The organism is Mesorhizobium sp. M0968 (assembly GCF_040319065.1).
Classification (GTDB): domain Bacteria; phylum Pseudomonadota; class Alphaproteobacteria; order Rhizobiales; family Rhizobiaceae; genus Mesorhizobium.
In genome coordinates this window covers 1-25,073 of record NZ_JAMYNL010000041.1, presented here as the reverse complement: position 1 = coordinate 25,073, position 25,073 = coordinate 1, and the positions used below count along the sequence as shown (strand labels likewise).

Annotated in this window: 22 protein-coding genes and 1 pseudogene; 17 read left to right on the top strand and 6 right to left on the bottom strand. The window is 60.4% G+C overall.

Annotation, left to right across the window (positions count from 1 at the left end):
• The first annotated feature begins 151 nt into the window (after positions 1 to 151).
• From NKH67_RS31700 to NKH67_RS31690, 3 genes are all read left to right on the top strand, one after another.
• Positions 152 to 988: an ABC transporter substrate-binding protein gene (locus tag NKH67_RS31700; protein WP_353032693.1), complete on the top strand. Its 837-nt coding sequence runs from the start codon at positions 152 to 154 to the stop codon at positions 986 to 988.
• A 76-nt stretch (positions 989 to 1,064) separates the two neighbouring features.
• Positions 1,065 to 2,594: an amino acid ABC transporter permease/ATP-binding protein gene (locus NKH67_RS31695; protein WP_353032705.1), complete on the top strand. Its 1,530-nt coding sequence runs from the start codon at positions 1,065 to 1,067 to the stop codon at positions 2,592 to 2,594.
• 88 nt (positions 2,595 to 2,682) lie between these two features.
• Positions 2,683 to 3,828 (top strand): LacI family DNA-binding transcriptional regulator, encoded by a 1,146-nt coding sequence (locus NKH67_RS31690; RefSeq protein WP_352921396.1) that lies wholly within the window; start codon positions 2,683 to 2,685, stop codon positions 3,826 to 3,828.
• A gap of 234 nt (positions 3,829 to 4,062) precedes the next feature.
• Here NKH67_RS31690 and NKH67_RS31685 read toward each other — a convergent pair whose 3' ends face one another.
• Both NKH67_RS31685 and NKH67_RS31680 read right to left on the bottom strand, forming a co-directional pair.
• Positions 4,063 to 5,139 (bottom strand): FAD-binding oxidoreductase, encoded by a 1,077-nt coding sequence (locus tag NKH67_RS31685; RefSeq protein WP_353032691.1) that lies wholly within the window; start codon positions 5,137 to 5,139, stop codon positions 4,063 to 4,065.
• Between the two features lie 91 nt (positions 5,140 to 5,230).
• Positions 5,231 to 6,088 carry a LysR family transcriptional regulator gene (locus NKH67_RS31680; protein WP_352503720.1) on the bottom strand — a complete coding sequence of 286 codons (858 nt, stop codon included), beginning with the start codon at positions 6,086 to 6,088 and terminating at the stop codon, positions 5,231 to 5,233.
• A 133-nt stretch (positions 6,089 to 6,221) separates the two neighbouring features.
• On the opposite strand from NKH67_RS31680, the gene NKH67_RS31675 reads away from it, so the two are divergent.
• The 7 genes from NKH67_RS31675 (at position 6,222) to NKH67_RS31645 (ending at position 14,075) form a co-directional block, all read left to right on the top strand.
• Complete coding sequence (locus NKH67_RS31675) at positions 6,222 to 7,304, top strand: amidohydrolase family protein (RefSeq protein ID WP_352503721.1); 1,083 nt, start codon at positions 6,222 to 6,224, stop codon at positions 7,302 to 7,304.
• Positions 7,305 to 7,315: 11 nt separating this feature from the next.
• Positions 7,316 to 7,669 (top strand): Rieske (2Fe-2S) protein, encoded by a 354-nt coding sequence (locus NKH67_RS31670; protein WP_352770491.1) that lies wholly within the window; start codon positions 7,316 to 7,318, stop codon positions 7,667 to 7,669.
• Between the two features lie 112 nt (positions 7,670 to 7,781).
• The gene (locus tag NKH67_RS31665; protein ID WP_353032689.1) at positions 7,782 to 9,389 is read left to right on the top strand and encodes an ABC transporter substrate-binding protein; all 1,608 of its coding nucleotides are present in this window, start codon (positions 7,782 to 7,784) and stop codon (positions 9,387 to 9,389) included.
• Positions 9,390 to 9,483: 94 nt separating this feature from the next.
• Positions 9,484 to 10,530 carry an ABC transporter permease gene (locus tag NKH67_RS31660; RefSeq protein ID WP_352921390.1) on the top strand — a complete coding sequence of 349 codons (1,047 nt, stop codon included), beginning with the start codon at positions 9,484 to 9,486 and terminating at the stop codon, positions 10,528 to 10,530.
• A complete protein-coding gene (locus NKH67_RS31655) occupies positions 10,527 to 11,411 on the top strand; it encodes an ABC transporter permease (RefSeq protein WP_353017673.1) in 885 nt (294 codons plus the stop codon). Before NKH67_RS31660 ends, NKH67_RS31655 begins: the two co-directional genes overlap by 4 nt.
• Entirely contained in the window at positions 11,401 to 13,032 is a 1,632-nt protein-coding gene (locus tag NKH67_RS31650) for an ABC transporter ATP-binding protein (RefSeq protein ID WP_352921388.1), read from the top strand. The genes NKH67_RS31655 and NKH67_RS31650 overlap by 11 nt, the downstream gene beginning before the upstream one ends.
• A gap of 257 nt (positions 13,033 to 13,289) precedes the next feature.
• Entirely contained in the window at positions 13,290 to 14,075 is a 786-nt protein-coding gene (locus tag NKH67_RS31645) for a protein-L-isoaspartate O-methyltransferase family protein (protein WP_353032687.1), read from the top strand.
• A gap of 91 nt (positions 14,076 to 14,166) precedes the next feature.
• Here the strand turns inward: NKH67_RS31645 and ftsH are convergent, their stop codons facing one another.
• From ftsH to NKH67_RS31625, 4 genes are all read right to left on the bottom strand, one after another.
• Entirely contained in the window at positions 14,167 to 16,101 is a 1,935-nt protein-coding gene (gene ftsH, locus NKH67_RS31640; protein ID WP_352503728.1) for an ATP-dependent zinc metalloprotease FtsH, read from the bottom strand.
• A 462-nt stretch (positions 16,102 to 16,563) separates the two neighbouring features.
• The gene (locus NKH67_RS31635; RefSeq protein WP_352503729.1) at positions 16,564 to 16,926 is read right to left on the bottom strand and encodes a hypothetical protein; all 363 of its coding nucleotides are present in this window, start codon (positions 16,924 to 16,926) and stop codon (positions 16,564 to 16,566) included.
• Between the two features lie 514 nt (positions 16,927 to 17,440).
• Positions 17,441 to 18,058, bottom strand: coding sequence for a glutathione S-transferase family protein (locus NKH67_RS31630; protein ID WP_352470919.1), 618 nt, complete (start codon positions 18,056 to 18,058; stop codon positions 17,441 to 17,443).
• 68 nt (positions 18,059 to 18,126) lie between these two features.
• On the bottom strand, positions 18,127 to 19,227 hold the full coding sequence (locus NKH67_RS31625) for a pyridoxal-phosphate dependent enzyme (protein ID WP_352503730.1): 1,101 nt from the start codon (positions 19,225 to 19,227) through the stop codon (positions 18,127 to 18,129).
• Positions 19,228 to 19,314: 87 nt separating this feature from the next.
• Between NKH67_RS31625 and NKH67_RS31620 the strand changes: the two genes are divergently transcribed.
• The 7 genes and pseudogenes from NKH67_RS31620 to NKH67_RS31590 all read left to right on the top strand — a co-directional run.
• Complete coding sequence (locus NKH67_RS31620) at positions 19,315 to 19,797, top strand: Lrp/AsnC family transcriptional regulator (RefSeq protein WP_352503731.1); 483 nt, start codon at positions 19,315 to 19,317, stop codon at positions 19,795 to 19,797.
• A gap of 270 nt (positions 19,798 to 20,067) precedes the next feature.
• A complete protein-coding gene (locus NKH67_RS31615) occupies positions 20,068 to 20,730 on the top strand; it encodes a TetR/AcrR family transcriptional regulator (protein WP_352503732.1) in 663 nt (220 codons plus the stop codon).
• 111 nt (positions 20,731 to 20,841) lie between these two features.
• On the top strand, positions 20,842 to 21,705 hold the full coding sequence (locus NKH67_RS31610) for a TauD/TfdA dioxygenase family protein (protein WP_352503733.1): 864 nt from the start codon (positions 20,842 to 20,844) through the stop codon (positions 21,703 to 21,705).
• Between the two features lie 24 nt (positions 21,706 to 21,729).
• On the top strand, positions 21,730 to 22,677 hold the full coding sequence (locus tag NKH67_RS31605; RefSeq protein ID WP_084641568.1) for a carbohydrate ABC transporter permease: 948 nt from the start codon (positions 21,730 to 21,732) through the stop codon (positions 22,675 to 22,677).
• The gene (locus NKH67_RS31600) at positions 22,667 to 23,503 is read left to right on the top strand and encodes a carbohydrate ABC transporter permease (protein ID WP_352503734.1); all 837 of its coding nucleotides are present in this window, start codon (positions 22,667 to 22,669) and stop codon (positions 23,501 to 23,503) included. Before NKH67_RS31605 ends, NKH67_RS31600 begins: the two co-directional genes overlap by 11 nt.
• A 28-nt stretch (positions 23,504 to 23,531) precedes the next feature.
• Positions 23,532 to 24,821 (top strand): ABC transporter substrate-binding protein, encoded by a 1,290-nt coding sequence (locus NKH67_RS31595; RefSeq protein ID WP_352503735.1) that lies wholly within the window; start codon positions 23,532 to 23,534, stop codon positions 24,819 to 24,821.
• 36 nt (positions 24,822 to 24,857) lie between these two features.
• Positions 24,858 to 24,977: pseudogene (locus NKH67_RS31590) on the top strand (SDR family oxidoreductase); the annotation flags it as partial.
• Positions 24,978 to 25,073 lie beyond the last annotated feature (96 nt).

Genomic DNA, 25,073 nt, shown 5'->3' with positions numbered 1-25,073 from the left:
TCCGAAACAATTGACGCGAGAAATGGACAATGCTAGAGAAAATGATAACGTTCTCACCTTCCTGGCCGAACGCCGTCCAAGAGCGTTTTGATAGATGAGACGTCGAGTGGGATCGCAAGGCCGAGTTCGGCCAATCGTAAGAGGAGAAGACATGCACACGAATTCGAGCAGGCGCCTACTTTTGAAATCCGGTCTGGCGCTGACGATCGCGCTGTTGACAGGACTTGGCACGTTGGCCTCGTCAACTCAAGCAAACGCGGCGGACAACCCTTATAACCTCATCGACCCGACGGTGATCAGCGTCGGAACCATGGGCGATGCGAAACCCTATGTCTTCACCGATACCAACGGTAACTTCACCGGCTTCGACGCCGAACTCTTCCGTGATGTGGCGCGCCGGCTCGGGTTCAAGGAGGCGCAGGTCGTTTTCACCGGCCAGGAATTCTCGGCGCTGCTGCCCTCCGTTGCCAACGGCCGCTTCGATGTCGCTGTCGCCGCCATCGGCACAACGGCGCAGCGCAAGAAGACCGTGGATTTTGGCGACGGCTATCTCGCCGGCTACCTGTCGATCATTTCGGCGGATCCGGCACTGACGAGCAATGAGAGCACCGCCGGAAAGCGCATCGGCGTGATCCAGGGAACGCTGCAGGAAATCTATGCCGAGAAGAACCTCAAGGGCGACATTGTCAAATTTCCCGACAACAACACTGCGGTGGCGGCGCTGAATAACGGGACGATTGATGGCCATTTCACTGACTATGAGTCCGCCAAGCAGTATGTGGAGCGCTATAAGAACCTGAAGATAACAATGAACGTGCCGTCCTTCGATGCGCCGGCCGGGTTCGTGGTCAAGAAAGGCAACGATGCCTTCCGCGAGGCGCTCAACAAGGCGCTGCGCGAGGCCATGGACGATGGCACCTGGAAACGGCTGCATGAGAAATGGTTCCCGGGCACTCCGATGCCGGATCAATATCTGCCCAAGAAGTAAATTCGCGCGTATTCATTTTCGTTTCCGGCCGGGCCCGTCAGCAACGGTGCCCGGCCGAGTTATAGATGGACTTGATATGAGCTGGTTCGATACCTTCGCCCGCAGCTTCCTTGATTTCCAGGCGATGGCAGAAGTTCTGCCAAACATGGTGATGGTCGGCCTCAAGAACACTTTGATCCTGGCCCTTGCCTCGACGTTTTTCGGGACGCTGATCGGTATCGTCCTCGCAGTCATGGGAATTTCAGAGAACCGGCCGCTGAAACTCCTTGCCCGAGTCTACACCGATATCTTCCGTGGGCTTCCTGCCATTGTCACAATCCTGATCATTGGCCAAGGCTTCGCGCGGTTGGGCCGAGATCTGTTCGGTCCATCGCCTTATCCGCTGGGCATTCTGGCGCTCAGCCTGATCGCCGGAGCCTACATCGGGGAGATTTTCCGCGCCGGCATTCAGAGCGTCGAGCGGGGTCAGATCGACGCCACGCGCACTCTCGGTATGACGTATGGCCAAGGCATGCGCCTGGTGGTGATCCCGCAAGGCATCCGTCGCGTCCTGCCTGCACTGGTCAACCAGTTCATCGGCAATGTCAAAGACTCCAGCCTGGTCTATTTCCTTGGTCTGCTCGCCTCCGAACGCGAACTGTTCCGCGTCGGCCAGGACCAGGCTGTGCTGACCGGCAACTTGTCGCCGCTATTGCTGGCCGGAGTGTTCTATCTCGTGATCACGGTGCCGCTGACCCATCTCGTCAACTACATCGACGCGCGCATGCGCGTCGGCAAACGAATAACCGCCGTGCAGAGTGGCCTCAAGGAGGTCGCCGAGCTTGCCGAAACCGTTGTGCCGGGAACAGCGACGTTGCCTGCAGCAGCGCCCACACGCTTCAAGGGTGGCGGCATCGAGGTCAAGAATATCGACATGGCCTACGGCGCCGTCCAGGTGCTGCATGACGTCGGTCTGAAAGTGGAGCCCGGGACCGTCACCTGCCTTATCGGTCCGTCCGGATCGGGCAAGTCGACCTTGCTGCGCTGCCTCAACCGTCTCGTAGAATGTCGAGCCGGTGACATTCTGCTCGACGGCGAAAGCATCTACAAGCAGACCCCTGACCAACTCCGGCGGCGCGTGGGCATGGTTTTCCAGCAGTTCAATCTGTTCCCCGACCGTAGCGCGCTCGCCAACATCACCTTGGCGCTGCGCAAAGTTAGACGCATGTCGCGCGAGGAGGCTAATGACGCGGCCTTGGCGAGGCTAAATGAAGTCGGACTGCTGGAGCGCAAGGACCATCGGCCGGCCAATCTCTCGGGCGGGCAACAGCAGCGGGTGGCCATCGCGCGTGCGCTCGCGCTCGAACCCGAAATTATGCTGTTCGACGAAGTCACCAGCGCCCTCGATCCAGAATTGGTCAAAGGTGTCCTGAACTTGATGGCCGACCTCGGGCGGGGCGGGATGACGATGGTGGTCGTTACACACGAGATGAATTTCGCTCGCAAGGTCGCGAACCAGGTCGTGTTCATGGACGAGGGGCGGATCGTCGAGGCAGGCCGGCCAGAAGACCTATTCGACAATCCGCAGAGCCCGCGTCTTCGACGCTTTCTGTCGGAGGTGCTGTAATTCAAATGGTGTGCGCAGCGGCGGGTTCTGCGGTGTTCGGCCTTGCGGGGCGTGCCTAACTGCCGCTAGTTCGTCGCCACGACGTTGCATGGTCGGCGGGACTTGCTGGGTGACTCAAAGATCCAAAAACGCAACTATCATCGAAGTCGCTCGCCGGGCTGGAGTGAGCTCTGCCACGGCTGGGCGCGTGCTTGGTGACTACGGGTACAGCAGCCCTGAGGTCCAGGAGAAGGTGCGCGCCGCGGCATCTGCGCTGGGTTATCGGCCCAATCGCCTGGCCAAAGGCCTGATCACCGGTAAGACCCAGACTATCGGCGTTGTCGTAGGCGACATCGAAAGCCCATTCTATGCAAGCGTGCTGCGCGGAATAGGGGACGTCGCGCGCCGTGGCGGCTTCGGGGTTATCGTTACGAATAGTGACGAAAATGCCGAACTCGAGCGAGAGGCGGTGCAGCTGCTGTTGGAAAAGCAGGTCGATGGTTTAGTCGTCTCATCGACCTTCTTGGACAAGCCGGATCATCTTCGTGACGCAGTCGCGGCCGGCTGTCCCGTCGTGCAGTTCGACCGCATCGTGGCGGGCATGGAAACCGATTCGGTCGTGGTCGATAACGTTTCTGTAACGCGTAGCAGCATAGCGGCGGTCATCGCCGCCGGACACAGCCGCATCGGAATATTGGCGGAACTCGGGCCGGACCAACGCGATGATGTTGGTTCCTTTGTGACAAACGCTGATCTCTCCAGCTCCGACGTTCGCTACCATCATCCAAGCTGGCAACGGTTGTTGGGTTATCTCGAAGCCCATCGCGCTGCGGGCATTTCGCCGGATCCACAGTTGATCCGCCGCGTGGCGGTCTATTCCAGCGAGGCAGCCCGAAAGGAGGCACTCGATCTGCTGACAATGCGCAATGCGCCGTCCGCCCTGTTTACCGCCGACGGTGTGATGTCGACAGGCGTTCTGGAGGCGACATCCGCACTGAAGCTTGCGATTCCGGGAGAGGTTTCGCTGCTTTGCTTCGACGATCTCGACTGGATGCAGTTCGTGGCCCAAGGTATCACAGCCATCGCGCAGCCGGCGCATCTGATCGGGGCGACGGCAGCCGAGCTTCTCTTGAAGAGGCTGGCTGGCGACACCGCACCGTTTGAACACCGTGTCCTCGCGGCTCGCCTGGTGAACCGTAATTCGATTGCGGTTCATCTCAACCGCAACGCCCCTGATCCGGCCGCGACGGTGTAGCTGGAGCCGAATTGCCGCGCCTCTTTGTGTCGAGGTCGATCCCATGCAGCGGCTGAATGATAGCTCAAGCGTATTGCTGGGTAGGACTTTTGTCGCTTGCGATGCCCAGCGTGAGCTGCGCCAGAAATCGGGCGAGCCCATCCGGGTTCCGAAACCTAATCACTTGCGGTCGCAGTAGTATGGCTTGGTCGTTGAACGCAAAGGCTGCCCGATTTCGTTCCGCGATGGGTACAATTATAGATCAAGCAAAATGTCGCCTTGTGGGCGGCTGCAGCACGCCAGGATGTAGCCTGCCGCTTTGTCCTCCAACGTCAGTCCGCCTAGGTCATCCATGACGACTTCGCCAGACAGCTTGGCGATCCGGCACGTACCGCAAACTCCCTGCTGGCAAGCGGTTGGGACATAGACGCCACATTGGCGCGCCGCTTCCAGCAGGGTCTCTCCGGGCGCGCAGTGATATGCAAGGCCGGAGCGGGCGAAGCGGACCGAAGACGAAACCTTTGAATCCGATAGCGAACGCGAAAAGTTGCCGCCCCCGAAGCTCTCCTCATGATACTGTGAAGGGGCGAGCCCGATTGCATCGAGGCAGCTGCGTGCAGCCTTCATGTAGGACTCCGGCCCACAGGCAAAAATCGTGCGGCTATGGAGATCGGGAACCAAGGTCAGGAGCATCTCACTGTTAATTCGCCCGGTTGGACCCGTCCAGGCCGGGTCTCCATGACTGCAAATGCAAGTCACATGAACATTGGGAAAGCGAGCGGCAAGTGCGTCCAGTTCGAGCCGAAAAATGATGTCGTCCGGCGTTCTCGCACTATGAATGAAGTGGATATCCTGGTTTGTTGCGCGGTCGGTAAATGCCCGCAGCATTGACATGACGGGAGTTATCCCGCTGCCACCTGAAAGGAAGAGGGACTTTGCATGCGGCAGATCGTCGAGATTGAACGAGCCGAGCGGCCCTTCGATCTCGATCCCATCGCCCGGCTTCAAATTGTCATGGAGCCAATTCGAAACGAGCCCGCCCGGCGTCCGTTTCACGGTGATCTGCAGGTCGAGCGGTCGCGTCGGCGGTGACGAAACAGAGTAGGAGCGCGTCACCGCGGCCCCCTCGATCCTCAGGTGCACCACAACATATTGGCCAGCGCTGAAGCAGAACATCCGATCTGAAGCGGGTGTGAGAACGAACGTTTTCACATCGTGCGTCTCGTCGATCACGCGCCGGCAGAGCACAAGCTGCGGCGTGGGCTGTGCCCACTGCCGGTGAAGCTTTGTTGGGGCGAAGCCGGGGGCTCCTAAGGCCGCGTGTGCGTTCATTATTCAACTCGGGTTTGAAGTCGAGCCAAGATGCCACTTCAAAACCCGCTGAACAGCCGCGCAATCTTACCTTTATGATCGGTAATTTCGATTAAACTTCCAGAGACATTACAGCCACCTGGAGAGCTCGGATGCCCTTGCGAATAATGGGTTCGTGTTTGCGGCGCGCAAGGATCGCGGTGTGGACTGGCTGGTGCAGCGTCGGCGCTCCCTCGACGAGGAACGATGGGAGCTCGGCCGTGAACCGGCGCGCATCGTCGCTGCGCATGTAGCAGGTGCCGCCCGTTCGTCGCAGCATGATCTCCGCCAGAGTTTCCGATCCCGTCGAAAGCCGACAGATCGCAAGCTCGGCCAGCAGCTCTGCGTGCGTCTTTTCCAGCACCGCGGTGTAGCCTGGGCGAATGTAGGTTTCAGGGTCGACATCAGACAGCGTTCTGGCAGCCGTCGAAACCATCACATATTCCTCGACCATCAGATGCTCGTAGGCGATCTCAGGCAGGTAGCGAGGCGCATAAAGCACGGCAATATCGAGATTTCCCATGCTTAGGTCGCTGACCATCTGGTTCGAATAGTCCGACTCGACATGGATCGAGGATTTTGGAAGCGCCTGGCACAGTGTCTCGACCCATCCCGGCAGGACCGAACGGGTCATCCCCACCTGTGCGGCGATGCGCAACGTGCCCTCGAAACGGTTGAACGCTCGCACATCGTGTCGAGCTTGCGACCACGTCGACAGCAAGGATCTGGCATAGGCTTCGAACCGCCGCCCGGCGGCTGTCGGCTCAGCGCCGGCGCGCCCGCGCAGAAAGAGCTCGGACCCGATCGCGCTCTCCAGATTCTTGATGCGGGTGCTGATCGTCGACTGGGTCAACCCCAGCCGGTCGGCGGTACGATTGAAATTTCGCGACTCGATGATGTCGAGAAAGGTTTCGATGTGATCTAGCTGCACATGACCTCCGATCGAAAAAGTCGATCATATTGCGCAGGATCATAAGCTTGATCAAACAATACTCAAGGCGGAAGCTGCACGCGGTGAAATCGGCCGGCAGATCGTCCAGGCTGAAGCTACGGAGCTGAGCAACGTGTTCATAGTCGACTGCGATTGTCACAATTACTGGTCGAGCGCGACTGTATTGGAGCCTTACCTTTCCGGCCTATGGAAGGACATGTTCGTTGAAGGCGAGAAGACAGGTCCCGTTGGCGCCTTCCCGCATGGCCATCGTCCCTGGTTTCATCCGCAGGACTTCTCACGCAAGGACGTCCGTCCGAAAACAGAAGCCGACAACTATCTCATCATGAAGGAAAAACACCTCGACAAGTACAAGGTCGACGTGGCGATCCTGACCGGCGATGAGCCGATCGAGGCTTCCACCCTCGCCAATCCCTATTATGCCAGCGCCCTCGTCAGCGCCTACAATGACTATCAGATCGACCAATGGCTGCCGAAGGACGATCGCTTCATGGGCTCGATCATTGTCGCGCCACAGGATCCGAAGCTCGCGGCCGCCGAGATACGCCGTCTGGGCAATCACCCGCGCATGGTTCAGGTTCTCGCTTCGCAAGGCTCCGTCAAGCCCTATGGCGATCCGTTTTACCATCCAATTTATGAGGCTTGCGCCGAGGTGGGGCTGCCCTTTGCCATTCATCTGGGCGGCCATGGCGGCGTGAATTCGACCGCGATTGCTCCGGCCCCGACGACATTCTTCTGGGAGACCCATGCCATCCTGCACATGTCGGCCATTTCGCATGTCGCAAGCATGATTGCGCATGGCGTCTTCGAAAAATGGCCGGACCTCTACTTCGTGGTCATCGAATGCGGCGTCGCCTGGGTGCCATCGGTATTGTGGCGCCTGGACGCCGACTACAAAGCCCTACGCAAAGAGACGCCATGGCTAAAGATGCTGCCGTCCGAATATTGCCGGCGCAACATCCGCTTTTCCACGCAGCCGCTGGAGCAGCCCGCAAATATTCAGCATCTCTGGTCCACTCTCGAGGCGATGGACGGCGAAAATACGCTGATGTTTGCCTCCGACTATCCCCATTGGGACTATGACGATGCCAACACGCTGCAAATCCCTCCTGCCTGGAAGAGCAAGATCATGGGGCTGAATGCGCTGGAGGTTTACAAGCGCATCCCGCGCGCGCAAGCGGCGAATGCTGCCTGAGGAAGCAGACGATGCCCGAGAAGACATACATCTGTAGAGTCGAAGAGATCGAAACCGGATCTCCCTTCATCGCCAAGATCCGCAGCCTTTCGGTCGGCGTTTTTCGCATCGGAGATTCATTCCACGCGCTGCTGAATGTTTGTCCGCACCGCGGCGCTCCCCTTTGCGAGGGGCCGCAATGTGGAACAACTGCACCGGTCGAAGAGGCGCAGTTCATCTATCACCGCCAAAACGAGATCGTGCGCTGCGCCTGGCATGGCTGGGAATTTGATATCAAATCGGGCGCGGCCCTGGTCGATCCGTCCGTTCGCGCGCGCACATTTCCAGTAACGGTCGAGGCGGGCAGCATCTATGTGACGGCCTGATTGAGGTACGGATTCGAAAAGTAGCAGAAAGGGTGATCGCGGTTAACGGGCAGATTTCTTCACAGGGTGCGGCACGAACAATAACGCGGAAAATCCGCAATGGGAGAGTCAAATGTCAGAATCTGGATACAAGCTTGGTATCGCTCAAAGCCTGATCGGTCGCGGCAAGATTTCCCGTCGCGACTTCATTCATCTTGGGCTGGCCGCTGGGCTGACGGTCACCGCTGCGGATAAGCTCTTCGTCAGCACGGCCCGGGCCGAACCGCTGCAGGGCGGCTTCGCCAAGCTCGGAATGGCACATGGCGCAACGACGGATTCGATCGATCCGGCCGGCTACCCGGACACCTTCACACAGACAGCGTTCTCGGGCTCGATGTCCAACAGCCTCACCGAGGTCGACGCCAAAGGCAACGTCCAACCGGACCTTGCCGAGAGCTTTGAATCGTCCGATGGCGCCAAAACCTGGGTCTTCAAGCTTCGCAAGGGCGCAACCTTCCACAACGGCAAGAATGTGACGGCGGACGATGTCGTGACTTCGCTTCGCTATCATAGGGGCGACGAAACCAAATCGGCGGCGAAGCCGCTGCTTGAGCCCGTCGCCAGCATCAAGGCGGATGGCCCCGAAACGGTTGTCTTCACGCTGAAAAGCGGCAACGCCGACTTCCCCTACATCATGAGTGACTACCATCTGGTCATCATGCCGGCCAAGGACGGCAAGGCGGATTGGGGATCGGGCGTTCGCACCGGCGCTTTCGTGCTTGAGAATTTCCAGCCCGGCGTTTCGGCCAAACTCAAGCGCAATCCGAACTACTTCAAGAACGGCAAACCCTATCTCGACGAGGTGGAGTTCATCGCCATCACCGATCTCGCCGCTCGCATGGCCGCGCTATCGACGGGGGAGGTGGACTATATTGGCCGCGCCGACCTTAAGACCCTCGGCATGTTGAAACGCAACCCCAAGGTGGAGATCGTCGAGGTCACCGGCTATGGCCATTACACCTTGCCGATGAATGTCACGATGGCGCCGTTCGATAATCCGGATGTCCGGATGGCCTTAAAGTGGGCGATCAACCGTCAGGAGATCGTCGACAAGATCTTTCTCGGTCACGCCACTGTGGCCAATGACAACCCGATCGCGCCGGCGATTAAATTCGCCACGAATCCGCAGCCGCAGCACAGTTTCGATCCGGAGAAAGCCAAGCACTATCTGAAAAAGGCTGGAATGGAGAAACTGAAGGTGGACCTCTCGGTCGCCGATGCCGCTTTTGCAGGCGCGGTGGACGCGGCTGCGCTGATCCGCGAGACGGCAGCCCAGTGCGGTATCGACGTAAACGTCGTGCGCGAGGCCGAGGACGCCTATTGGGACAATGTCTGGCTCAAGAAACCTTGGTGCGCTTCCTATTGGAGTGGTCGCGCCACGGCCGACTGGATGTTCACGCAAGCCTTCGCCGCCGATTCCAGCTGGAACGAGTCGTTCTGGAAAAATCCCCGCTTCAACGAGTTGCTTGTCCAGGCGCGCGCCGAGACGGATGAGGCCAAGCGGGCGGCAATGTATGCCGAGATGCAGCAACTGACGCATGATGATGGCGGCAGCATCGTGCTGGTCTTCAACAATTTCGTCAGCGCCAAATCCAACAAGCTCGCACATGGCGAAGTGGCGCCGAACTGGGAGAACGATGGACTGAAGATGGCCGAACGCTGGTGGATCGCCACTGCGTGAGAGAGCGGGCCGGACCCGCGATGGCTACTGGGCTTCGGCTTGCAGCCGCGTGCCCTGCCGGCAGGGCAGCGACGGCAACGGGAAACGCGAGCAAATGAACCCGGTCGCAAGAACGGTTCTGCAGCGCCTTGGCCTCGGCCTGGTCACGCTGTTCATCGTCTCCATCATTATCTTCTCTGCGATTGCAATGCTGCCGGGCGACTTCGCCAAGGCGATGCTCGGACAATCCGCGACACCCGAAACGGTCGCCGCCTTCCAGCGAGAAATTGGCATCGACCGTCCGCCTGTCGAGCGTTATTTCGTCTGGGTCGGGCAGATGCTCCACGGGGATTTCGGCTCTTCGTTCGCAAGCCGCACCGGATATCGGCGCACCGTCGCCGAGATCATCGCGCCGCGCCTTTACAATACGATGTTCCTCGCATCGATGACCGCGCTGATCGCAGTTCCGCTCGCCTTGGGACTGGGCATCCTCGCTGCGCTCCACCGCAATGGCTGGTTCGACCGGGTGGTCAACGCAGTGACGCTGACAACCATTTCGTTCCCGGAGTTCTTCGTCGCCTATATGCTTGCCTACCTGGTCATCTCGCGCGACACATTCATCGGCTCCGAGTTCGCACAATCCCTGCCGCACTGGCTTGCAGTGTCACTGAACTGGATACTTAACGCAGTTCCCAAGTTCCCGACATTGTCGAACGTGAACGACCAGACGCCGTTCTGGGATCAAGTCTGGAGAGTAGCCTTGCCGGCGACCACGCTTACGCTCGTCATCGTCGCACACATGATGCGCATGACACGAGCGGCGATCATCAACATGCTTGCAAGCCCCTATATCGACATGGCGCGTCTCAAGGGAGTCTCGCCGATGGCCATCGTACTCAGGCATGCCTTGCCCAACGCATGGGCTCCGATCGTCACGGTGGTGGCCTTCAATCTTGCTTATCTCGTCGTCGGAGTGGTCGTCGTCGAAGTGGTGTTCGTCTATCCCGGCATCGGTCAGCTGATGGTCGACGCGGTCAAATCAAGGGATGTTCCGGTTGTCCAGGCTTGCGCCTTGATTTTCGCGGCGACCTATATCCTCCTTAATCTGACCGCCGACATCATTTCCATCGCCACCAATCCCAGGCTCTTGCATCCACGATGACCAGCTACGAACCCATCGCGCAGGTTCACAGGCTGAGGCGCTCGCGCGCCACCCGGGCCAAAACGGCGCTGAGGAAGGCACCCTTCAGTGCCTGGTTCGGCATCCTCGTGATCATTGGCTATGTCGTCGTTGCGGTCTTCGCGCACTGGATCGCCCCATACGGCGAAACACAGGTCTTCAGCGAGGCCTTCGCACCGTGGAGCCAGCAGTTCAAATTGGGAACCGACCAGCTCGGCCGCGATATGCTCACACGCTTGATTTACGGTGCGCGCAACACCATCGGTATAGCCGTCGCGACTACATTGCTGTCCTTCGCAGTCGGCGTCTCGCTAGGCCTTCTTGCCGCGTTGTATAGAGGATGGCTCGACCAGATACTGTCGCGTGCGGTGGACGTCTTGATGTCGATCCCAAGCCTTATCTTCGCCCTGGTGCTGCTTTCGATCTTCGGCTCGTCGATCACAAGCCTGATAATCATCATTGCGCTGCTCGATTCTACCCGTGTCTTTCGGCTCGCACGCGCCGTCGGGCTTAACGTGGCGGTAATGGACTATGTCGAAGTGGCGCGATTGCGCGGCGAAGGCCCGAAATGGATCATCGCCAAGGAAATCCTTCCCAACGTGATGCCGCCGCTGGTCGCGGAGTTCGGCTTGCGATTTTGCTTCGTATTCCTTACGATCGCGGCACTGTCCTTCCTGGGGGTCGGTATTCAGCCACCGACCGCCGATTGGGGATCGATGGTGCGCGAGAATGCGACCCTGATCACCTACGGCGATGTCACGCCGCTGCTGCCGGCCGGCGCGATTGCCCTCCTCACGGTCTCTGTGAATTTCGTCGTGGACTGGTTCCTGCATGCAACAAGCGGGTTGCGGGATGAAAAATAGCGCTCCCGGATTGCGCGAAAAAGGCAAGGATCTGCTTCAGATCCGCAATCTGCATGTGGAGGGTTTCTCGGACGAGCGGTGGTATCCCATTGTCCGCGGGGTCGATCTGGCGCTGAAGCGGGGGGACGTTCTTGGCCTGATCGGCGAGTCAGGCGCCGGCAAATCCACCATTGGCCTCGCGGCGATGGGTTACGCCAAGCCGGGCTGCCGTATTACACAGGGCTCGATCCTGTTCGACGGGATCAATCTTCTGGCACTAAGCGAAACAGGGCGGCGTCGCCTCAGAGGCTCCCGTATCGCCTATGTCGCGCAAAGCGCGGCGGCCTCTTTCAATCCGGCCCATCGACTCCTCGATCAGACTGTCGAAACCGTGGTGGCGCATGGGATTGCCAGCCGAGAGAAAGCGAACCGGAGTGCGGTCGATCTTTATCGGCGTCTTCAGCTTCCAGATCCGGAGACCATTGGCTTTCGCTATCCTCACCAGGTTTCCGGCGGACAATTGCAACGGGCGATGACCGCGATGGCGATGGCTTGCCGTCCGGACCTCATCGTCTTCGACGAGCCAACGACGGCGCTCGATGTGACAACGCAGGTCGAAGTTCTCGCCTCCATTCGCAACATCGTGGAGGAGTTCAACACCGCTGCAATCTATGTGACGCATGATCTGGCGGTGGTGGCGCAAATGGCGGACCGCATCATGGTTTTGCGCCATGGACTAACCGTGGAGGAGGCAGAAACGCGCCAGATGCTCGCCTCGCCCACCCAGGAATATACCAAGACGCTCTGGGCCGTGCGCAAGCTCGCCAAGCCCGAAGTTCCGGCCGATGAATATTTGCTTACGATAGACAACGTCACCGCGGCCTACGGCCGGGCGGTTAAGGTGCTCCAGGATGTCTCGATCAAAGTTCCACGCGGAAGAACAGTGGCTGTGGTCGGCGAGTCCGGTTCCGGGAAATCGACGCTCGCTCGCGTCGTTACCGGCCTGCTGCCCCCGCTTTCGGGGTCGATTTCCTTTGCCGGCCAGGCCCTTTCCAAGACCGTGAAGTTGCGCCCAAAAGAGATCCTGCGACGCATACAGATGATTTATCAAATGCCCGACAACGCCCTAAATCCGCGCCAGACGGTCGAAGAAGTTATAGCTCGTCCGCTTGAATTCTACCTTGGCCTCAAGGGTGCACAACGGGATCGGCGGATCGGCGAACTCATGCACATGGTCGAGATGAGCGAAACTTACCTGGATCGTCTGCCGGCCGAACTGTCGGGAGGCCAGAAGCAGCGCGTTTGCATCGCCCGGGCGTTGGCCGCCGATCCGGAGCTGATAATCTGCGACGAGATCACGTCCGCGCTCGACCAGATTGTGCAAGAGGAAATCCTGAAGCTCTTGATCCGACTTCAGCGCGAGCTCGGCATGACCTACATTTTCATCACCCATGACATTGCCACCGTGCGGGCGATCGCCGACGAAATTGTGGTCATGCACCAGGGTAAAGTCGTTGAGCAGGGATTAAAGAGCGAAATTCTCACGCCGCCGCATGCCCCCTATACCGAACGGCTTCTGTCCTCCGTGCCGGAAATGGATCCGGATTGGCTCACAAGGCTGCTCGCCAGCCGGACGATGTGATCGTCGGGCAGAGTGTTCTTCCATATCGCCACGGTTTACAGTCTCGCGGAAGGCGCTCGGCGAGACCGCGCTCGGTCGCAAACGGACAGCGCGCGTCGCCCCGTCCATACGAGGATAGGCGCCCTTTGCCGTCACTCGGTTTTCTGAGAGCATGATGGAGTACGCGCAATCCGGGAGCCGATACTCTATGCCAACAGAAATCGATGCTAGTGTAGCGCCGGTGGTTTGCCGAAGACCTGCGTGTCGCATCACCTGTCTTGCACAATCCTGCGGTCATCGAGGCCTTTGCAAGGGTTCCGCGCGAACACTACCTTGGCGACGGGCCATGGCGTATCCATTCGAGATTGCAAATCGGGGCGGTCCATACCAGCCCTTCAGCCGCACTTCATGAGATCTACCACGACGTTCTGGTCTTGCTTGACGAAAAACGCGGACTGAACAGCGGCTTGCCGTCGCTTTGGGCACTGGTTTTCGACCATCTGAACATCACTCCCGGCCAGACCGTCCTTCAGGTGGGCGCCGGTGTCGGCTATTTCACCGCCATCCTCGCTGAACTGACGGGTTCTGCAGGACGCGTGATTGCATATGAGATCGACGAAGAACTAGCTCGGCGCGCGCAAGGCAATCTCGCTCATTATGCGCACGTCGAAGTGACGTGCGGTGATGCAACGCAGGCAATTGATCTGCCAGACCTCGATGTCGTGATCGCCTTTGCCGGAGTGACGCACGTGCCGGAACGGTGGCTTTCAAATTTGTCCGACGCTGGCCGGATGGCATTGCCGTTCACGGGTGAAGACCGACGAGGTTTCATGATGCTTCTGGAAAGGGCTGGCGATACGTTTCCCGTACGATCACTTGTGCCATGCGGATTTTACCCCTGCAACGGAGCCAGGCGCAGTGACGAAGAAAAGGCCTTGATGGTCGCCCTCAAGGCTGCGCGAGGCAAGGTCACCCGTCTCGCGCAATATCACCGAGGGCGACCGAAAAATGGCATCGAGAACGCTTGGTTGGTGACCGACACATACTGGATTTCGAAAGCCTAGAGATCGATGTCGCTTTTGCGTGTCACCGTCGTAGCGTGCGGCACGGCTTTCCACGAGCGATCTATGCCGGCGGGAGCAGTCCGAAACATCATTATTGCGTCCGAAATTTCCCCGATCCGCGCGTGGGGATTGCAGCCGCGGTCCTGGCCGGCTGCAGCGCAGCCTTCTTCTTATGCGAAGACGGACTGGAACTATACTGCGCAGCATGATCAGCCGTCGAGGCGTCTCCGACCAGCGCCGCAAGGTCAGTCTCATCGAGCGTCTCGGTCTCGAGCAGCCTGCGTGCCGCCCTTTCCAGCACGTCGCGCCGCTCGGTGAGCAGGCTGACGGTTCGTTCGAACGCGGCCTCCACAATGTCGCGCACTTCCGCGTCGATGGCATCGGCGGCGGCTTCGCCGTAATCGTGCTCGCGCGGTCCGCCGGCGAGCGGGTTGGGGCTCAGGAAGGAGCGTGGGTCCTTTTCCAACGCCACGTGCCCGAGTTTTGCCGACATGCCGTAACGCGTCACCATGGCGCGCGCTATGTCGGTTACCTTGGCGAGATCATCGGCGGCTCCGGTGGACAGATGGCCGAATACGATCCATTCGGCCGCCCTGCCGCCGAGCAGCACTGCCATTTTGTTGTCCAGCTCCTCGCGTGTCATCAGGAAGCGATCCTCGGTCGGACGCTGGATAGTGTAGCCGAGCGCGCCGACGCCGCGTGGTATGATCGACACCTTGTGCACCGGGTCGACGCCAGGCAGGGCCATGGCTACCAGCGCATGACCCATTTCATGGTAGGCGACGATCTCGCGCTCCTTCGGGTTCAGGAGCCGGTTGCGTTTCTCCAGTCCCGCGACGATGCGCTCCACCGCATTGTTGAAATCTCCCATCATTACCGCATCCGCCTTGCGGCGCGTGGCGAGCAACGTCGCCTCGTTCACGAGATTGGCCAGGTCAGCACCGGTGAAACCGGGCGTCAGCGCCGCCACTTTTTCCGCGTCGACATCCGTCGCCAGCTTGGCCTTGCTCATGTGAACCTGCAGGATCTTGATGCGACCCTGCTTGTCGGGCCGGTCGACCAATACCTGGCGGTCGAAACGGCCGGCGCGCAGAAGTGCCGGATCAAGGATCTCAGGACGGTTCGTCGCGGCCAGCAGCACGACGCCGATCTGTGGATCGAAACCGTCGAGTTCGACCAGAAGCTGGTTGAGCGTCTGCTCCTTTTCGTCGTGGCCGCCGACCATGGTCCCGCGGGCGCGGCCAAGAGCGTCGAGCTCGTCGATGAATATGATTGCGGGAGCCTTGGACCGCGCCTGCTCGAAAAGATCGCGCACGCGCGCGGCCCCGACCCCCACGAACATCTCGACGAACTCCGAACCGGAGATCGAGAAGAACGGGACCTTGGCTTCGCCGGCGACGGCCTTGGCGAGCAGAGTCTTGCCCGTGCCCGGCGGTCCGACCAGCAGCACGCCTTTGGGCATGCGGCCTCCGAGGCGGCCGTATTCGCCCGGGTTCTTGAGAAAATCCACAATCTCCTGCAGCTCGGCCTTGGCTTCATCGACCCCCGCCACATCGTCGAACGTCACGCCGGTATTGGCTTCGACATAGACCCTGGCCTTGCTCCTGCCAATTTGCATCAAACCTCCGACGCCGCCGTCCATGCGTCTTAGAAGCAGCATCCACAAGCCAAAGAAGACGAGCACCGGCACAACCCAGGAAAGCAGGTCGCTCAGGAAGGTGCTTTCGACCTGGCCGGTCACAGTGACACCGTGCTCCTGCAGGTCACGGGCGAGGTTCGGCTCGACGCGTGTGGTGATGAATAGCGGCCTGCCGTCTTGCGGCTCCTTGAAGCGGCCCTGGATGAAGCGGTCCGAAACCTGCACCTCGGCGATTTTGCCGGCGTTCAGCAGGGTCTCGAACTGGCTGTACGGAATCTGGGCGACGTGCTGCGTCGTGGCATAGATATACTGGACGACCATCACGCCCACGAACGCCGCGACCCAGTACCAGATATTGAACCGCGTCTTTCTGTTGCTCATGTCCATGGCGGCCTCCACAGGGAACCGGATATAGGTCGCCAAGCCCGCGCGGCATCGGTGCAGGCCAGGTACGGCGCAAAAAAGTGGGAAGCCCAGACCAGCCGGCGACGATACTGGGTCTGCATTGTCCTTTCCTGCGCGGCATGCCCGGCATGCCGTTTTCCTCCGCCGGATAGACCCCCTTCAAAACGTCGTTGAAATGATGGCTGACGGCCGCATTGCACTCGCAGGCAAGCGCCTGCGACCGGTGGCGGTTGCTGCTCTGCAGCAACGCCAGGCAGTTCCAGACAACATCTGCGCCGGCATGCGGCCGCTTTTCCGCATCGCAAGGATTCAACACTCAGGCGAGAGCCGGACCTATGGAACCCTACATGAATGGACGCGGAGAGAACGCGCCAGTCCTCGCCCCCCGGCGCGTGCCGCCCCGGCGGGCGGATGCCTCGGATACAGAGAGTGGCCGCGTTCAACTCAAAGTCGATCGACGGATGCTGTAAAACCGGTGACCGCGATACTTTCGATTTCACGACCGCGACCGGCGCCGGGAAGCTTCTCCAATTGATCCAATTGGCGCAACGCGTCCATGATGGCATCGAAGCTGACCGGTTCGGTTGCGCCCGGCGGCATGCGCAGCGCCGGCACCGATTCCACTGCACAGGCATCCGATGCCCATGACGAAAGGATTGCACGCTTCTCCTGGAAGTCCAGCGTCACGTCGGTCAGCACGTTCTCAGGTCGCTCGAAATGCCGTGCCGGATGGAGCAACCGGTCAAGAAAAACATCAGGGCCCTCGGGCCCGATTGGGGGAAAACTCGTCGAAATGGCTCCTTCCATCGATAGTCCTCCGCTTTGAATAGTCTCCTCTGTTGACGTCGTCTGTGGTGGCTGTCGCGATTTCCACCAGCTGAAAATTTTGGAGAGTTTCGACCAAATTTCAATGGCTCCGCAACGCCACATCCTCGCAGTTCCGCCCGCCATCAACATTTTTTCGAACCGGTGAAACAATCGGCGTGAATGTCAGTTCTTGCGCCTGGGACAAGTCGCGCGGCAGCGCCAGGGCGGTCGGGCGGGAGAACCAATCATTTCTTACATTTCCAGGAAGCGACTGTGCATTGGCTTGGTCGCAGGAATTTTGATGCTCTCGGCTGGCGGCTTTGCTCCGGTTTCAGTACAGGAAATCCCGAATGACTTCGGCGCAATCCTGCGTCAGAAGCTGCCGGCCGTGGTCGCGAGCCCGGGCAAGATTACCGGTTTCGCGCTCTATTATCGAGGCCGACCAGCAAATGGCCGCGAGAATGCCTGGCTGATGAGGGACACATGCTGGAACTCGAAAGCCTGGCGATCGATATCAATCTCGCGTGTCGCCGCCGTAGGGCGTGGCACGCATTGAAGGGCGTTCCACGAAGGAGCTATACCATTGTGCCAGTCGTGGCCTTCCCTGCAGGAAGTCGGGCAGTCCGCGGAATTCCAGCCAGCTTAGACAAGTGGCGAGCGCGATGTGGCCGACATGGAGCGGCGCGTCGAATTCGACCTCGCTTTCCACGAAGTCATAGGATTCGATAAGCTTCATCGTCATGCCTGCACCCAAGGCGGGATAACGCAGATGTTCAGGGCGACGCTCGTTTTCCCAGCGGATGGAAATGCCTGCGTCGCACATGCCGCCGGCAAGCGCCTGGAGGCGCAGGGCGGACCATTTGGCCCGCCCTGTTTCGGGGATGAGCCGACGACTGCTTTCAAGGTTGTCGAGATAGTCGCAGATTACGCCCGAATCGAAGAGAGCATAGCCGTCGTCGACAACGAGAACGGGCACCTTGCCAAGCGGATTGATCGCAAACACATCATCGTTGCGATTGATGGGGCTCGTCTCCTGATGAATGACGCGCAGACGTCCGGCAAGCCCAGTCTCGTGGGCAAAGACCAGAACCTTACGCGCGTAGGGAGAGTGGGTCTGGTAGATGAGTTTCATGGACCCGTTCTGCGTTGGGTCTGGAATGCGGACATATCGAGCAGTGCGTGGCCCAGCCGCTCTTCCGTTCAATGATCCCGGGTCCGGTGCCATCGTCCTGCGTCCTTCTCCAGTTCGGCCTCGGTCACGATAATGAGCACCCGGCTCGATTCGTCGAGCGCAAGCTCCTGCGACAGGCCGTAAGCCGCGACGGCGGTGGCGAGGCCGGCGAGGCCGGCGGCACCCGACGGGGTTGTGTCTGGACCGTTTGCCTCACGAAGCCGGCTCTTCGCGTCGGCAAGCGCCGCTTCGGACACGGTTATGACCCGAGCGTTGCCTTGGCGCAGTACGTCGAGCGCCGATGCCGCTGCTTCGCCACAGGCGAGCATGTCTGCCGATGTCTTGAGATCGCCGGGTATCCGCACCGACCGTGCTTTCGACAGCGCGGCCGCGACGCAGGCTGCGGCCTCTGGTTCTACCACGACGATCATGGCCGGAGGCATCAGCCAGTCCTTCAGTCCAGTCGTCAGGGCGGCGGCAAGTCCACCGACACCGGCCTGCACGAAAAGGTGGGTTGGCCTCAGATGGCCAATCTCGTCGACTTGGCGACGGATTTCCGCGGCAATCACGCCATAGCCAGCGACGACATCAGCGACCGCTGGATCATCCGGGTCGCTCGAGGTATCGGCCACCAGAATGCCTTCCCCGGCGCGGGCTGCCGCAGAGGCCCGATCGACGGCATCGTCATAGGTGCCGTCGACCCACACGATTTCGGCGCCTTGGGACTCGATACGCCGCACCCGGCCCGCAGGGACGCCCGTATGGAGGTATATCCTTGCCCTCCCGCCGGCAAACTTCGCCGCCGCGGCGACGGCAAGTCCGTGATTGCCGGCGCTGGCTGTGATTAGCGCCGGCAGCGGCGTCTGGGCCCGCTCTGGATCGAGCAGTTCATCGATATCCATCCCGGTAGCGCGAGCGAGAGCGCACAGACCGGCATAGGTGCCGCCGAGGGACTTGAAGCTGCCCAGGGCACGGTGGCCCTCGTTCTTGGCAAGCACCTGGGCCACATCCAGGCTCGCAGCCAGGCTTGGCAGGTCGAGCAGCGGTGTCGGTGCATAAAACGGCGACAGGCGCTGTAACAGCGCCGCAATGAGATCAGGGCCAAGGCCCGGCTGTGTGTCTGTGGTCATGAGGCGAAATTCTATTCCCGAAACGATGGCGCTTGGCGCCTATTGTCGTTGCCCAGCTGCCTGATTTCGTCATAGATGCCTGTCCAAATGACGAAAACCGCCGCCCTCGATCGCTTCGACCATGTGCTGCTGTCGCTGGTTCAGCGCGACAACCAGATCCCGGCGCGGCGTCTCGCCGAGCAGGTCGGGCTTTCCCAGAGTGCGGTCCTGCGCCGCCTGCGCCGGCTGCGGAAGGATGGCGTGATCGCGGCGGATATTGCCGTCATTCGTCCGGCGGCCGTGGGCCTGCCGCTAACCATCCATGTGCTCGTTTCCCTGGAACGGGAGAGCGCTGTCGAGTTGGACGCCTTCATCGGCAAGCTCCGCGGGCGCTCGGAGGTTCGTCAGGCCTGGTATGTCACCGGTGAAGCCGATTTCGTGCTCCTCCTGCAATTGCCGGGGATGGAGGCGTACGATGTCTTCGCGCGGGAAGTCTTCCACGCCAATTCGAACGTGAGGGCGTTCCGCACCATCGTGACAATGCGGGAAGTGGTTGGCGCAGCGGATGCGCAGCCACTATCCACTGCCTGAGTTGCGGCGTGCCCCCGGCAAGCTGACTGCCCTGCTTGACCCGGAATTCTAGTCAAGGGCGCGAACCCGATTGAAGTTCGCTACACGCATCCCGTATCTACTCACCCGCCGCACCGAGCTAATCGCTGCCGCCAAGATGCTTCGCGAATGTCTGCCCCTGGCGCAAATTACTTCCACTCGTGCGTAGAAGAATATCCATGTATGAAACGGGGGGTGCAACTCGCTCCCGTATATTGATCGTCCAACGGCGGCATGAATTTCGGAAGGGATATGAGAGCCAACACTTCAGGATCTCCCGGTGATGAGGCGCACTCTACCCGCAGCAGAATCAAAGAGGTCGCGGCCGAGTTCTATGTCCTGCGCGGCCACGATGGTTTCAGCTTCGGCGATATAGCGACGGCAATCGGCACGACGCGCGCCAACATCCATCATCACTTCGGCAACAAGCGTCAGCTGATGGAGGAATTGATCGCGGACTTCGCCGCCAACGCCGAGGCCCGCATCAAGCGCTTTTGGACGACCCCCGATATCCGGTTCTTCGACCGTCTCGATATGCAGCTCGAGGATCTGCGCCGCTTCTACGAACGTTTCAACGCTGAGAAGGGAGCCCGCAATATGTGGAGCCCGCTTTCGCGCCTTCGCCACGACCTCCCGGTTCTCGGCGAACCAGCGGAACGTGCCCTGGAGCGCGTCAATCGGGTCTATGATCAGAGCCTGCGTCATGCGGTGGACCAGGCGGTGAAGGACGGAGAGCTTTCCTCCGACACACTCAGCGACGAGCTCGTGCACATGCTGCGCATTACCCTTCTGTCCTGTCCACCGATGACGCAGGACACCGGAAGCTTCGACGAGGTCGCCAGGACTTTCGCAGCGCTCGCCGCGATCATCCGCGCCGCTTGGCAGGATGCGGGAAAGGGCTCGGATCGAGGCTAGACATCGGGTGGATCAAAGCGAGGGTGAGTTGACAGCCTTTGGCTTTCACATTACTTACTTGCAGGTAAGTCAGCCCATGATGGCGACGAGGCGCGTATTAGGGAGGATCACGTGCTGCGCGATGATGCATTCACCCGTTTCGAGGTCAGCCCCTTCACTGGTGCACTCGGTGCAGAAATTCGCGGGATCGATCTGGCGAGCGCGAGCGAGGATGCCTTCCAGGACGTTCGCCGCGCGCTCTACAAATATCATGCGCTCGCCGTGCGCGATCAGGAGCTTGACGCCGCTGGCGTCCACAAGGTCGCCCGCCGGTTCGGACCATTTAGCGGCAATCCGGTGCACACGCCGATCGACGGTTTTGACGATATCGTGCGCTTCGTGCGCGAGCCGGACGACACGGGCAAAGTGATCGGCGAGGACTGGCACATGGACCTCGCCTGGCTACCGAAGCCACCGGGCATTACGATTCTCTACGGTGAGGAGGTGCCGCCGGTTGGCGGCGACACCTGCTTCTCCAGCCTCGAGAAGGCATATGACTCGCTTTCGCCGCGGCTGGTCGAGATCCTGCAAGGCCTGACGGGCGTCCATAGCGGCCGCGGGGTCTTCGCCATCAACGCGGCCCACAGCCGGCTCGGCGTCAAGGCCGATGTCCAGACGATCGAGAATGCCGTCGTCGAGCATCCTGTGATCTGTCGCCACCCCGAGACTGGCCGGCGCTATGTCTTCGTCAGCAGCGTGATGACCAATTTCAAGGGGATGACGGAGGAAGAAAGCAAGCCGATGATCGACTTCCTGATGGCGCGGGCTGTCCGGCCCGAGTTCAACTGCAGGCTGCGTTGGGAACCGAAGACGCTCGGTATGTGGAACAATCCCCATGTCCTGCACACCGCCATCAACGATTATCCTGGATATCGCCGGGTAATGTACAGAACAACGGTGGAGGGCACCGTTCCACTTGCCGCCAGGGACGGCTGACACGCAACCGCTCAGGGAGGAGCAATGGCATTTGGTTCCGAGGCGTCCGTCGGCCATAGGGGGGAAGGGGCGGCGGAAGCGGCTGGCGAGACCAAGAGGCGGCGCTTCGCGTTTTCGCCTGCCTACCTCTATGCGACGCCCGTGCACCTCCTGGTGCTTGGGATCATCGTGCTCCCCGCGATCTTCGTCCTGTGGCTGAGTTTCGAAGCCTCGTCATTCGGCCAATCGGCAACCTTCGTTGGCTTCGATAACTATATCCGCGTCCTCACTGATCCCTATTTTTGGGGTTCGGTCTGGAACACGGTCCTTGTCGTCGCCGTGGCGGTTCATATCGAACTGCTGCTCGGCCTTGGCCTGGCCCTGCTTTTCGCCTCCGGGCTTCCCCTCCAGCGCGTCATGCTCGTCGTGGTGCTCGCTCCCTACGCCATCAGCGAGGTGACGGCGGTCGCAATGTGGCGCTTCCTGTTCGATCCAGACGTCGGCCCGATCACGCTGATGCTGCGATACACTGGTCTGCCGACGCTCGACTGGACGTTCATCCCTTCTCACGGCCTCATCCTCGTCGGCCTGCTCACGATCTGGCTGCACCTGCCATTCACATTCATCATCCTCTATGCGGCACGGCTCGCGGTTCCGAAGGAGCTCTATGAGGCTGGGCGCACCGACGGAGCCAATGCGTTCCAGCTCTTCCGCAACATCACGCTGCCGCTTCTGGCGCCAGCGATGCTGATCGCGCTGCTCTTCCGCTACATCTTCGCCTTCCGTCTCTTTTCCGAGGTCTGGCTCCTGACCCAGGGCGGCCCGGCACGCACGACCGAGGTCGTTTCCGTTTATCTTTATCAGGAAGGCTTCCGCTACAACTCGTTCGGCACGGCGGCCGCGACGGCATGGATGATGGTCGTCATCTCGCTGCTGCTTGCGACTGGCTATGTCTGGCGGCTGCGCAAGGAATCCATGGCCAATGCGTTCTAGGCGTCTCGCCATCGGTGCCGGAAAGACGCTCGCCGTTGCGGCAATCGTCGTCTGGTCACTGTTTCCGATCGGCTTCATCGTGCTCTCGTCGTTCAAACCCGGTCGCGAGATTTTCGCGGTTCCACCGGAGCTCTTCTTCGAACCGACCTTCGAGCACTACGCCTCGCTGTGGCAGCGCTGGCCGGCCTTTTTCGACGGGCTCGTCAACAGCCTGATCATCACCACCGGGGCGACGGCGCTTGCCGTCATGGCAGGTCTGCTCGCCGGTTTTGCCTACTCACGCTATCGAGGCGTCCGTTTCCTGGAGGGGTCGGTGCTGTTTCTGATCGGATCGCGGCTGATCCCGCCGATCGTCGTGACGCTGCCACTGTTCCCGGTCGCCAATCGGCTCGGGCTCAACGACACCCATCTGGTGCTGATCCTGCTCTACGCGACCTTCTTCGTCTCGCTCGGCACGCTCCTGATGCGCACGTTCATCGACCAGGTACCGCGCGAACTCGACGAGGCGGCCGTCCTCGACGGCGCGCGGCCGCTGACGATCCTTGTGAAGATCATCTTGCCGCTCGTAGCGCCCGGCATGCTCGCCGTCGCCGTCTTCGTGGTCGTCTTCGCGTGGAATGAGTTTCTGTTCGCCTATATCTTCACCGCCAACCACGCCAAGACCGCGCCTCTGGTCCTTTCGGAGATGATCAGTTCGATCGATGGCGTCGACTGGGGCGTTCTCTTTGCTGCCTCTACCGTCCAATTGCTGCCGGTTCTCGTCTTCGTGGTCCTGATGAACCGGTTTCTCGTCGCCGGATTGACCGCCGGCGCGACCAAGGGGTGACGACGTCACCGAGAAAGGGAGGAAGACAATGCCTTTGCACATGACACGCAGAGCCCTGCTGACGACGGCGATGGCCGCCGGCGCGACGGGTGCCTTGGGTCGGTTGGCCCATGCTCAGGTAAAGACGCTGAATGTGCTTTGCCATCGCGTCCACCAAGCCAACCTGACGACCGGCGCCGCCGGCAATGTCATCAAGCCCTGGGAGGACAAGAACAATGCCCAGATATCCTGGACCACGCTCGACAGCAATCCGCTCCAGGACCGGCTATTCCGGGAGGCGAGCCTGAGCGAGACCGATTTCAACATCGGCTATGTCATCGACAACCGCATGACGTCGCAGATCGCCTCGCTATTCGAGCCGCTAGACGATCTCCGGGAAGCCGAGCCGATCGAGGATTTCGACGATATCGCCGAGGGCCTGCGCCAGTCGATGACCGTCGGCGGCAAGCTCGTCGGCGTTCCGGTGCGCCATGCCACGCAGGGGCTTTTCTACAACGAGGAGCTGCTTCAGGAGGCCGGCATTTCGGCGGCGCCGGATACGCTGGAGGAGCTGGTCGAGCAGGCGAAGAAGCTGACCTTCACCTCCAGGTCCGGCACGCCCGTCGTCGGCATGATCCTTGCGAGTGACCTCGCCGTCTTCCCGGTCATGTTCGCCCGCGCCTTCGGCGGCGATTTCATCGACAAGCAGTTCAAGGTGGTCCCCGATCCGGAGGCGATGGAAAAAGGCTTGTCCGTGCTTGCCGACCTCTTTAAGGCCGGCGCGCTGCCCCGCAGCTATGCCACAACGCGCAACGACGACGTGGTGACGTGGATGCAGCAGGGGCGCGCTGCCTTCGCGGTGCTGCCCTTCGCCCGCTACGCGCAGCTCAACAACAAGGAACAGTCGACCGCACCGGGAAAGATCAAGGCGATCGAGTTCCCCGGCTCCAAAACCCTCGGCAGCGGTCACGAAATGCATCCGGTCGTTGAATCCTGGGCGATGGCCATTCCCGCCAATTCGACGGACAAGAAGCTCTCCTGGAGCTACATCCGCTTCGTAGCGAGCAAGGCCGCCACACTCGACATGGCGCGCAACGGCAATGGCCCCGTCCGAACCTCGACCTATGCCGAGCCGTCGTTCGCCGGGTCGCTGCCGCAGGCGAAGGTCGAGGCTGCCGCGCTCGCCAAAGCGCGACCGGCATTTCCGGCTTTTCCCGAAGCCGCTCGCGCTCAATCGACGTTTCTCGAGGAGGTTCAACTCGCTGTCCTCGGTCGCAAGAGCCCGAAGGAAGCGGTCGCCGCCATTATCGACCGCGTCAAACCGCTGATGCCAGCGTAATCATATGAACCGACGTTCATATCGCCTCGCACATACCGAATGGGAACGCCGGCCGAAATCGCTGCGGCGGTGGCGTTCCTCGCGAGTGATGAAGCTTCGTTCGTCACAGGCCAAACCCTGATCGCCGACGGAGGGCTCTCGATACTGGACTTCACTTCGCTTTCTCTAGTTGTGTGCGTCAAGTTCTGCAAAATGGCGTGGCATTGCGTTGACGTCGGCGTGTCCGCCGCGCAGCCCCCGTGTTTAGCGGAG